The organism is Roseicyclus sp. (genome assembly GCF_052168335.1).
Lineage (GTDB): Bacteria > Pseudomonadota > Alphaproteobacteria > Rhodobacterales > Rhodobacteraceae > Roseibacterium.
Window position 1 is genome coordinate 1 of the sequence record NZ_JBQLZP010000519.1, and the last position, 9,551, is coordinate 9,551.

A 9,551-nucleotide genomic window follows, 5' to 3' on the forward strand; every position below is an offset into this window, starting at 1 on the left:
CGCAGCCGCCGGAGGTCACGGCGCGGAGGCGGAATTGGCTGACCGAGGCGGGCGAGGTGACGGAGGACGGGCTCTCGCTCGTGCGCGCCCTGACCGAGCAGGCCGAGACGCGCACCGTCTTCCGCGGGAACTTCTAAGGCCGCGGCCCGCGTCGGCCGGCATCTGGACACTCCCGCGCCCCGCCGCGAAGATGGCGGAAAAGACAGGGAGTCCCGTGCCATGAACCTCGCCCGCTTCCCGCGGATCCGCCTCGCGCATCTGCCGACCCCGATCGAACCGCTGCCGCGGCTCTCGGAGGCGCTCGGCGGGCCCGAGATCTGGATCAAGCGCGACGACTGCACCGGCCTCTCGACCGGCGGCAACAAGACCCGCAAGCTGGAATTCCTGATGGCCGAGGCGGTGGCCGCGGGCGCCGACATCGTCCTGACCCAGGGCGCGACCCAGTCGAACCACGCCCGCCAGACGGCGGCGGCGGCGGCGAAGCTCGGGCTCGACTGCCACCTGCTGCTCGAGGACAGGACGGGCTTCAACCACGAGAACTACCGGCGGAACGGCAACGTGCTGCTCGATCACCTCCACGGCGCGACCTGGGAGCATCGCGGCCCCGGCCTCGACATGAACGCGGAGCTTGCGACCGTGGCCGAGCGCATGGCGGCCGAGGGGCGCAAGCCCTACGCGATCCCCGGCGGCGGGTCGAACGCGACGGGTGCGCTCGGCTACGTCAACTGCGCGCTCGAAACGGTGGCGCAGCTGACGGACATGGGCCTCGCCATCGACACGCTGGTCCATGCCACCGGCAGCGCGGGCACGCAGGCGGGGCTCGTCACGGGGTTGACGGCGATGAACGCGCAACTCCCTGTCCTCGGCATCGGAGTGCGCGCGCCGAAGCCGAAGCAGGAGGCGAACGTCCACGCGCTTTGCGTGGCCACGGCGGAGAAGCTGGGCGTGCCCGCCCCGCCGCCCGAGGCGGTCGTGGCCAATACCGACTACGTGGGCGAGGGCTACGGCCTGCCCGCGCCCTCCACCATCGAGGCGATCGGGATGTTCGCCCGGCTCGAGGGCATCCTCCTCGACCCGGTCTATTCCGCGAAGGGCGCGGCGGGGCTGATCGACCTCTGCCGCAAGGGGCATTTCAAGGCCGGGGAGCGTATCCTGTTCCTGCATACCGGCGGCGCCATCGGGCTGACGGGGTATCTCCACAGCTTCGACGTGCCCGCCTGAAATGCGTCCGGTCGGCATCCTCGGCGGCATGGGGCCGGAGGCGACGATCCTCCTCATGCGGAAGGTGCTGGCGGCGGTCGCGGCGCAGGACGACGCGGACCACGTGCCGCTGATCGTGCACCAGAACCCGGCCGTCCCCTCGCGCATCGCCCACCTGATCGAGCGGACGGGGACGGACCCGACGCCGGTGCTGCGCGACATGGCCCGCACGTTGGAGGCGGCGGGGGCGGCGGCGCTCGCCATGCCCTGCAACACGGCCCATGCCTATGCCGGGGCGATCCGGGGGGCGACGACGCTGCCCTTTCTCGACATGATCGAAGCGACGGCGGACAGGCTGGCCGAGGGCGGCGCGCGGCGCATCGGCATGCTCGCCTCGCCCGCCACCCGCCTCGCGACCGTCTTCGAGGCGCCCTTCGCCGCAAGGGGCCTCGTCCCGGTCTTCCCCGAGCCCGACGACGCCGTCCTCGCCCTCATCCGCGCGGTGAAGCGGGGGGAGCGGCCCGAGACCCTCGCCCCCGCCCTCGCGCATATCGCCGAAGGGCTTCTGACCGAGGCCGACACACTCTGCGTCGCCTGCACCGAACTGTCGCTGGTCGTGCCCTCGCTGCCCGAACTGCCGCTGACCGACAGCCTCGACGTGCTGGTCGGGGAGATCGTGGGCTTCGCGCGCGCCTGATCCCCTTCCCCCGGCCCCACCCTTCCGCTATCTCCCCCTGCAACCAACCGATTGCAGGCCGCCATGACCGACCTCTCCCGCATCCGCAACTTCTCGATCGTCGCCCATATCGACCACGGGAAATCGACGCTCGCCGACCGGCTGATCCAGCTGACCGGCACCGTGGCCGAGCGCGACATGCAGGAGCAGATCCTGGACAGCATGGACATCGAGCGCGAGCGCGGCATCACCATCAAGGCCAACACCGTCCGCATCGAGTATCCCGCACAGGACGGCCAGACCTACATCCTGAACCTCATCGACACGCCCGGCCACGTCGACTTCGCCTACGAGGTCTCGCGTTCCATGCGGGCGGTCGAGGGCTCGCTCCTCGTCGTCGACGCCTCGCAGGGCGTCGAGGCGCAGACGCTCGCCAACGTCTACCAGGCCATCGACGCGGATCACGAGATCGTGCCCGTCCTCAACAAGATCGACCTGCCGGCGGCCGAGCCCGACCGCGTGAAGGAGCAGATAGAGGACGTCATCGGCATCGACGCGCAGGACGCCATCCCGATCAGCGCCAAGACCGGCCTCGGCATTCCCGACGTGCTCGAGGCCATCGTGCACCGCCTGCCCGCGCCCAAGGGCGACCGCGAGGCGGCCCTCAAGGCCATGCTGGTCGACAGCTACTACGACCCCTATCTCGGCGTCGTCGTCCTGATCCGCGTCATAGACGGGGTGATCCGCAAGGGCGACCGCATCCGCATGATGAAGACGGGCGGCGCCTACCAGGTGGACCGGCTCGGCGTCTTCAAGCCCGCCATGCAGGACATCGCGGAACTCGGCCCCGGCGAGATCGGCTTTCTCACCGCGCAGATCAAGCAGGTGCGCGACACCCGCGTGGGCGACACGATCACGCACGAGCGCCGGCCGACGGCGCAGGCGCTGCCGGGCTTCAAGCCGTCGGTCCCCGTGGTCTTCTGCGGCCTCTTTCCCGTGGACACCAACGACTTCGAGGACCTGCGCGACGCCATCGAGAAGCTCGCGCTGAACGACGCCTCCTTCACCTTCGAGATGGAGACCTCGGCCGCGCTCGGCTTCGGCTTCCGCTGCGGGTTCCTGGGGCTCCTCCACCTCGAGGTGATCCGCGACCGGCTGGAACGCGAGTACGACATCGACCTCATCACCACAGCGCCCTCGGTGATCTACCACGTCCACATGCGCGACGGCTCGGTGGTCGAGCTGCACAACCCCGCCGACATGCCGGACCTCACCCATGTCGACCACATCGAGGAGCCGCGCATCAAGGCGACGATCCTCGTGCCCGACGAATACCTCGGCGACGTGCTCACGCTCTGCCACGACCGGCGGGGCGAGCAGCTCGACCTCACCTACGCGGGCTCCCGCGCGATGGTGGTCTACGACCTGCCGCTGAACGAGGTGGTGTTCGACTTCTACGACCGGCTCAAGTCGGTGACGAAGGGCTACGCCTCCTTCGACTACCAGATGCTCGGCTACCGCGAGGACTACCTCGTGAAGATGCAGATCCTGGTGAACGAGGAGCCTGTGGACGCGCTCTCGATCATGGTCCACCGCGACCGGGCCGAGATGCGGGGGCGCATGATGTGCGAGAAGCTGAAGGAGCTGATCCCCCGCCACATGTTCAAGATCCCGATCCAGGCGGCCATCGGCGGGCGGGTCATCGCGCGCGAGACCATCGCGGCGCTGAGGAAGGACGTGACGGCCAAGTGCTACGGCGGCGACGCCACGCGGAAGCGGAAGCTCCTCGACAAGCAGAAAGCGGGCAAGAAGAAGATGCGCCAGTTCGGGAAGGTGGAGATCCCGCAGTCGGCGTTCATCAATGCGTTGAAGATGGATGGGTGAATTGTTTGACGTTCTTGATATCAGCGATGGTGAGGTCCAAAAACTTCTGGAACAGGACGAGGGCCAACGTCTTGATTTCAAGTCAGCCCGCATTCTACCAGCGAAACTCTCCCAGAGCCTTTCGGCCTTCGCCAATACTGACGGAGGCGAACTCTACATTGGCATAGAAGACAATAAAGACTGGATAGGCTTTGTGAACGCTGAGTAAGCAAATCCTATATGTGCGGCTATCCACGAAATGTTTCCAGTTCAAGACTATGTGAACTGCACATTTCTCAGGAGCGACGGCAGGAACGGCCTTGTCCTTAAGATCGAAGTCTTTCGAACTCCAGACGTCAAGCTCTCAACCGCACAAGCCCCCTACAAGCGCTTCGGGGCTCAGAACAAGAAACTCGGCACGCAAGATGAAATCCGGCGCCTTGAGTATTCAAAGGGCGTTTACTCGTACGAAGATGTAGCAACCAGTCACCCCGTTCAAGAAATTGAAAACTCGATGTCAATATTGAGCTTTTCGCTGAATATTGTCCCCCATCCAGAGCCGAAGGACTGGTTAAGAAAGCAACGACTCATCATTGAGGAAAAGCCCACAGTAGCAGCAGTGATGCTTTTTTCCGATGAGCCCCAGATTGATCTTCCGAAAGCCGGTATCAAGATTTATCGATATAAAACTTCGGAATCCGAGGGCACCAGAGAGACACTGGCTTTTGATCCCTTGACGATTGAGGGATCAGCCATTGAAGTCATTACTCGCGCTGTTGAATTAACCAAAGAAAAAGTTCAAGACATCCCCAAGGTTGGAACTGGCGGCCTTGAGGCGATCGTTTACCCAGAGGAGGCGATTCACGAAATCGTCACGAACGCTGTTCTCCATCGAGACTATAGCGTCAATGATGAAATTCATATTAAGATATTTGACAACCGGATCGAGGTATTTAGCCCCGGAAAGCTCCCAGGATACGTTACGCCCAAGAATATCCTGAAAGAGAGATTTGCTCGAAATCCAAAGATTGTCAGAATCGCGAACAAGTTTCCAAACGCGCCAAACAAAGACATTGGTGAGGGCCTGAATACTGCGTTTCAAAAGATGCGGGCGCTCAAGCTTCGAGATCCTGTTATTTCAGAAACAGATGCTGGCGTGACTGTCACGATATATCATGAAAAACTCGCCTCCCCTGAAGAGACCGTGCGGGACTACCTAGAGAACCATGCTGAGATAAACAATTCTATTGGTAGGGAAATCTGCCGTGAGGGCAGCGAAAACAAAATGAAACGGGTTTTCGAAAGAATGATGCAGGCCGAAATCATTGAGCGCATTCCAGGTAGGAAGGGACGCGCGACAGCATATCGGCTCAAGAAAGACTAGAGTCCCCCGCCCAACTCCCGCCAAAATCCCCGCGCATACACCCCCGCCATGGACCCGCTCGGACACGTCATCGGACTCTCCTTCGTCGCCGCCGTCATCTTCGGCTTCGGCGCGCTTCTGGCGTTTGTCCACGCCCTCGCCATGCGCGTCCGCCTGACGGTCTGGCCGCAGCCCGTCCTGCCGGTCCTCGCCGTGGCGGCCCCGGCGCTGATCTGGGCGGGGTTCGGGCTCTGGCTCCTGTCGCTGATGGCCGCCGACCCGACGGCCGCGAACCTCTGGCCGCTGACCCTCGCCGTCGCCGCGTTCTTCTGGCTGATCTGGGGGGTCGGCACGTCCTTCGCCGCCGCGCTCTTCCGGTTCTACCTCAGCCGCATGTGAGGAACCCCCGCCCGGCCGCCCGCGTTCTCCGCCCGAAGGAGGACATTCATGGACCGTCTGAGCATTCTTCTCACGCTGATGTCGGGCGCGGTTCTGACCGGCGCGCTGGTGATCGCCGCCTTCTCGTTCGGCTGGTACGGCTGGCCCGCGATCCTGGGCGCGGCCGTCATCGGCTTCGCGCTGAGCTGGCCCACCGCCTACGCGATCTCGCGCCTGACCAAGCGCAACGACGCGAACTGGGACCACACGCGCATCCGCGACGCGGGCCGCGTCCCCCGCCCAGGCAAGCCGGAACTCTAGGCGCCGCGCACCGCCTCGGGATGCGCGCCGACGAAGCCGCGGAGCACGGCGAAGAGCCGCCGCGCCTCGGCGAGGTCGCCCGCATGAAGCGCCGCGCGGACATCTTCGCAGAGCATCCGCTGCACCGCCTGCGGCCCGCCATGGGTGTGCATCAGGTGCTCCACCTCGGCCACGGCGGCCTCCTCGGTGATGTGTTCGTGCTCGGCCACCTGCGCGATCTCCTCGCGCGTGAGGCTGCACATGTCTTCCATGTCGTCGAGCGTGATCATGTCGTCCTCCCCGGCCCGCGCTGGGCCGCCCGTCGCGCCCTCCCCAGGGCGCAGAGCAGAGGGTGGCCCGGTCCGCACGGCCGCGCCTTGAGACAGGTCAATCGCGGCGATTCTACACGAATCTCCGCGCCGACGCCCGAAAACCCCTTCGCAGGCGCAGAAAACCGGGGCTGGCGCGAGCGCTTTTCAACAGCGCCCGCAACGTCCTGCGCGGGCTTCACAAAACCGTTACGCCAAGCGCGCGCGCACAAGCTTGCCCACCGTTCCATGCACAGGAAATTTCCATGCTGCACTGCTCCGCGCTTGCCCGGAGCGGCGTCCGGGGCGAACGTATTCCTACCGCAGCGGTTTTCGGACAGCGCGCGGGGTTCGAGACGCCTTCCAAGGGCGACCGGCGGAGCGGAAAGGGACTTGCGCCCGGACTGCACCGCAAGGGTCCGAGGATCGGCGGCGACGGACTGCAGGGCCTCCGGGCCGATGCAGGGGACGCCGACGAGAACGGGCGTAGCGGACGGTCTCGATGCCGGAAACGGCAGAGGGACCAGGGGTTCCACCGCGAGGTGGCGGCCCTTCGGACCGGGCGGAACAGGTCTTGCGATCTGCACGCGACGGTTCGGGAAGGCGTCAGGCGATGCAAGGACCGCGTCCAAGCACCTGGCGCCTTTTCCCGTTGGAGCTTTCCCCAACTGAAAACGGGACCCGGCCAAGCCTGGATCCCGCTTCCGTGTCAGTCGATGCATCCGCGTCCTAGCACCAAGGCCCGGATACACGCCCGCAGGTGGGTCCGGCAACCAGATATTGCGTCGAATGCCGCGCAACCCTCCATCCCTTTGGCAATTCCGCCACAGGGACGCCCGCATCCACGGCGCTTGACCCAGATCAACGCGCGACTCGCGCGATTACGATTGTCCTCGTCAATGAAACCGCGAACGCCGTCGTGTCAGGAGAGTTCGTCATGCGCCTGTTCTTTCTCATCTACACGCTCGCGGCCACCGCGCTCGCCGGGATCGGCGTGACCGGGGTGCTCGCGGCCGGGCTTCCGGGCTGGCAGCCGATCGTCGTCGCCGCCGTCCTCGGCGCCGTCGCGGCCCTGCCCGCCACGTGGTTCGCGTCGCGGAAGATCGCACGGCTCTAGGCCGTTCCCGGACCGCGCCGTCCGCGCTAGGCTGCCTCGACGAAGCATCGAAGGGACACGTCCATGAGCGTCACCCGCCCGAGTGGCTACAGCCGGATGCAGATCCGGCTGCACTGGATCACCGTGATCCTCGTCGCGCTGCAATACCTGCTGCACGAGGGCATCGCGGATGCCTACGACGTGGCGGAAGAGACCGGGGTCTACGCGATCTCGGCCCCCGTCGCGGGGCACATCATCGGCGGAACGCTCATCCTCGCGCTCGCGGTCTGGCGGCTGCTCCTGAGGAACGACCGCGGCACGCCGCCGCCCCCGCCGGGTGAGCCCGCCGTCTTCGCGCGGCTGGCGCACTGGGCGCACCTCGGCTTCTACGCGCTGCTGATCCTGCTGCCCGTGACGGGCGCGATGGCCTGGGGCGGGCAGATCGAGGCGGCAGGCGACGCGCACGAGGTCCTGCGGGCGCTCCTCCTGTTCCTGATCCTCGCGCATGTGGGCGCGGTCGCGGTGCACCAGCTTGTCTGGAAGACCGGGCTCATCGCCCGGATGATGCGTCCGGGCTGAGGAAGGCGCGAAGCGCGGCCTCGAACTCGCGCGGCTTCTCGGCGTGGAGCCAGTGGCCCGCGCCGGGGATCTTCGCGAAGCGGGTGGCCGGGAAGAGGCTGCGGATCGTGTCGCGATGCTCGGGCTTCACGTAGTCCGAGCGGGCGCCCGAGAGGAACAGCGCGGGTCCCCCGAAGCTGCCGGACAGATCGGGCCAGCCGACGATCAGGGGCATCTCCGCCGACAGCGCATCGAGGTTCAGCCGCCAGCGCCGCCCCGCGACGTCGAGCGACTGGAGGAGGAAGGCGCGCACGCCTTCCTCCGGCACGATGGCGGCGAGCTGCGCGTCGGCGTCCCGCCGGCTCTCGACGCGGGCGAGGTCGACGGCGCGCATGGCGTCGATCATGGGCTGCTGCGAATGGCCGTAAGCCACGGGCGCGATGTCGGCCACGACGAGGCGGCGGACGGCCTCGGGGCGGGTCAGCGCGAGCGCCATCGCCGCCTTGCCGCCCATGGAGTGCCCGACGACATCCGCGAGGCCCCCGTGGGCCGCGATCACTTCGGCGAGGTCGGCGGCGAGGTCGGGGTAGGAATGGCTGTCCGACCATGGGCTCTCGCCGTGGTTGCGCATGTCCACGGCGAGGACGTGCCGCCCCTCGGCGAGCCTCCGGGCGATGACGCCCCAGTTCCGGGCCGAGCCGAAGAGGCCATGCGCGATCAGGATGGGCGGCTGGTCTCCCGGCGCGCCATGGGTGACGACGTTGAGCATGGCGCGCCTTCTAGCGGGCACGCGGGGCGCCTTCCACCCCGCTCAATGCGCGGGGCGGATGAAGGTGCCGTTCCGGAGGTCGCGCATCGCCTGCTGCAACTCCTCCTGCGTGTTCATCACGATGGGCCCGTGCCAGGCCACCGGCTCCTCGATGGGCGCGCCCGAGATGAGGAGGAAGCGCACGCCCTCGGGGCCCGCCTGCACCGTCACCTCGTCGCCCGTGCCGAAGCGGATCAGCGTCCGGTCGCCCGAGAGGTCGCGGATGTTCACCTCGCGGCCCATCACTTCCTTCTCCAGCAGCACGCCCTGCGGCGCGGAAGCGTCGGCGAACTTGCCCGCGCCCTGGAAGACGTAGGCGAAGGCGCGGCGGTAGGTGTCGATGCGGAAGGTCTTGCGCACGCCGGCGGGCACGGTCACGTCGAGATACTGCGGATCGGCGGCGATGCCGTCGACGGGCCCGCGCTTGCCCCAGAACTCCCCGGTGATCACGCGCACGTGGGTGCCGTCGTCGTCCGTCACCTCCGGGATCTCGGCGCCCTTGATGTCCTGGTAGCGGGGCGCGGTCATCTTCATCGCGCCGGGCAGGTTCCCCCAGAGCTGGAAGCCGTGCATCTGGCCCTTCGCGTTCCCCAGCGGCATCTCCTGGTGGAGGATGCCCGAGCCCGCCGTCATCCACTGGACGGAACCCGGCCCGAGACGGCCGGTGTTCCCGAGGCTGTCGGAATGCTCGACCGTGCCCTCGAGCACGTAGGTGATCGTCTCGATCCCGCGGTGCGGATGCCAGGGGAAGCCCTTGCGGAAGAATGCGGGATCGTCGTTGCGGAAGTCGTCGAAGAGGAGGAAGGGATCGAGCTCGCTCGGATCGCGGAAGCCGAAGGCACGGTGGAGATGCACCCCCGCCCCCTCCATCGTCGGCTGGGCGCGGCGGGTTTCGAGGATCGGGCGGATCGACATGGGCGGGCTCCCCTTCTTCTGGCTGTCGCGGAGATAGGACGGGGCCGCCCGCCCGGCAATCCGGCGGCGACGAACGCGGGCTGTGC

The 9,551-nt window shown here is 66.7% G+C and carries 12 protein-coding genes; 9 read left to right on the forward strand and 3 right to left on the reverse strand.

Going from position 1 to position 9,551, the window contains the following annotated elements:
* Positions 1–219 precede the first annotated feature (219 nt).
* The 7 genes from ACTS11_RS15730 (at position 220) to ACTS11_RS15760 (ending at position 5,801) form a co-directional block, all read left to right on the forward strand.
* Positions 220–1,221, forward strand: coding sequence for a D-cysteine desulfhydrase (locus tag ACTS11_RS15730; protein ID WP_442641243.1), 1,002 nt, complete (start codon positions 220–222; stop codon positions 1,219–1,221).
* Between the two features lies 1 nt (position 1,222).
* Positions 1,223–1,897, forward strand: a complete 675-nt coding sequence (locus ACTS11_RS15735) for an aspartate/glutamate racemase family protein (RefSeq protein WP_442641244.1) — start codon at positions 1,223–1,225, stop codon at positions 1,895–1,897.
* A gap of 63 nt (positions 1,898–1,960) precedes the next feature.
* Positions 1,961–3,760, forward strand: a complete 1,800-nt coding sequence (gene lepA, locus ACTS11_RS15740) for a translation elongation factor 4 (protein ID WP_442641245.1) — start codon at positions 1,961–1,963, stop codon at positions 3,758–3,760.
* Complete coding sequence (locus tag ACTS11_RS15745) at positions 3,753–3,968, forward strand: AlbA family DNA-binding domain-containing protein (protein ID WP_442641246.1); 216 nt, start codon at positions 3,753–3,755, stop codon at positions 3,966–3,968. Before lepA ends, ACTS11_RS15745 begins: the two co-directional genes overlap by 8 nt.
* 51 nt (positions 3,969–4,019) lie before the next feature.
* Positions 4,020–5,123 carry an ATP-binding protein gene (locus ACTS11_RS15750; RefSeq protein ID WP_442641247.1) on the forward strand — a complete coding sequence of 368 codons (1,104 nt, stop codon included), beginning with the start codon at positions 4,020–4,022 and terminating at the stop codon, positions 5,121–5,123.
* Between the two features lie 48 nt (positions 5,124–5,171).
* Positions 5,172–5,501 carry a hypothetical protein gene (locus tag ACTS11_RS15755; protein ID WP_442641248.1) on the forward strand — a complete coding sequence of 110 codons (330 nt, stop codon included), beginning with the start codon at positions 5,172–5,174 and terminating at the stop codon, positions 5,499–5,501.
* Positions 5,502–5,549: 48 nt separating this feature from the next.
* A complete protein-coding gene (locus tag ACTS11_RS15760; RefSeq protein WP_442641249.1) occupies positions 5,550–5,801 on the forward strand; it encodes a hypothetical protein in 252 nt (83 codons plus the stop codon).
* Here ACTS11_RS15760 and ACTS11_RS15765 read toward each other — a convergent pair.
* Entirely contained in the window at positions 5,798–6,070 is a 273-nt protein-coding gene (locus tag ACTS11_RS15765) for a hypothetical protein (RefSeq protein WP_442641250.1), read from the reverse strand. The genes ACTS11_RS15760 and ACTS11_RS15765 overlap by 4 nt on opposite strands.
* 955 nt (positions 6,071–7,025) lie before the next feature.
* Between ACTS11_RS15765 and ACTS11_RS15770 the strand changes: the two genes are divergently transcribed.
* Together ACTS11_RS15770 and ACTS11_RS15775 are read left to right on the forward strand one after the other, a co-directional pair.
* Positions 7,026–7,205: a CTP synthetase gene (locus ACTS11_RS15770; protein ID WP_442641251.1), complete on the forward strand. Its 180-nt coding sequence runs from the start codon at positions 7,026–7,028 to the stop codon at positions 7,203–7,205.
* A gap of 63 nt (positions 7,206–7,268) precedes the next feature.
* Entirely contained in the window at positions 7,269–7,763 is a 495-nt protein-coding gene (locus ACTS11_RS15775) for a cytochrome b (RefSeq protein WP_442641252.1), read from the forward strand.
* On the opposite strand, the gene ACTS11_RS15780 is transcribed toward ACTS11_RS15775, so the two are convergent.
* Positions 7,735–8,511, reverse strand: a complete 777-nt coding sequence (locus ACTS11_RS15780) for an alpha/beta fold hydrolase (RefSeq protein WP_442641253.1) — start codon at positions 8,509–8,511, stop codon at positions 7,735–7,737. The two genes, ACTS11_RS15775 and ACTS11_RS15780, sit on opposite strands and share 29 nt — an antisense overlap.
* A 42-nt stretch (positions 8,512–8,553) precedes the next feature.
* Positions 8,554–9,465, reverse strand: coding sequence for a pirin family protein (locus tag ACTS11_RS15785; RefSeq protein WP_442641254.1), 912 nt, complete (start codon positions 9,463–9,465; stop codon positions 8,554–8,556).
* Positions 9,466–9,551: the final 86 nt, after the last annotated feature.

Coding starts and splice junctions, on each gene's coding strand:
- ACTS11_RS15760 (WP_442641249.1), top strand. CDS start 5,550: ATGGACCGTCTGAGCATTCTTCTCACGCTGATGTCGGGCGCGGTTCTG.
- ACTS11_RS15755 (WP_442641248.1), top strand. CDS start 5,172: ATGGACCCGCTCGGACACGTCATCGGACTCTCCTTCGTCGCCGCCGTC.
- ACTS11_RS15730 (WP_442641243.1), top strand. CDS start 220: ATGAACCTCGCCCGCTTCCCGCGGATCCGCCTCGCGCATCTGCCGACC.
- ACTS11_RS15780 (WP_442641253.1), bottom strand. CDS start 8,511: ATGCTCAACGTCGTCACCCATGGCGCGCCGGGAGACCAGCCGCCCATC.
- ACTS11_RS15765 (WP_442641250.1), bottom strand. CDS start 6,070: ATGATCACGCTCGACGACATGGAAGACATGTGCAGCCTCACGCGCGAG.
- ACTS11_RS15775 (WP_442641252.1), top strand. CDS start 7,269: ATGAGCGTCACCCGCCCGAGTGGCTACAGCCGGATGCAGATCCGGCTG.
- ACTS11_RS15770 (WP_442641251.1), top strand. CDS start 7,026: ATGCGCCTGTTCTTTCTCATCTACACGCTCGCGGCCACCGCGCTCGCC.
- lepA (WP_442641245.1), top strand. CDS start 1,961: ATGACCGACCTCTCCCGCATCCGCAACTTCTCGATCGTCGCCCATATC.
- ACTS11_RS15785 (WP_442641254.1), bottom strand. CDS start 9,465: ATGTCGATCCGCCCGATCCTCGAAACCCGCCGCGCCCAGCCGACGATG.
- ACTS11_RS15735 (WP_442641244.1), top strand. CDS start 1,223: ATGCGTCCGGTCGGCATCCTCGGCGGCATGGGGCCGGAGGCGACGATC.
- ACTS11_RS15745 (WP_442641246.1), top strand. CDS start 3,753: ATGGGTGAATTGTTTGACGTTCTTGATATCAGCGATGGTGAGGTCCAA.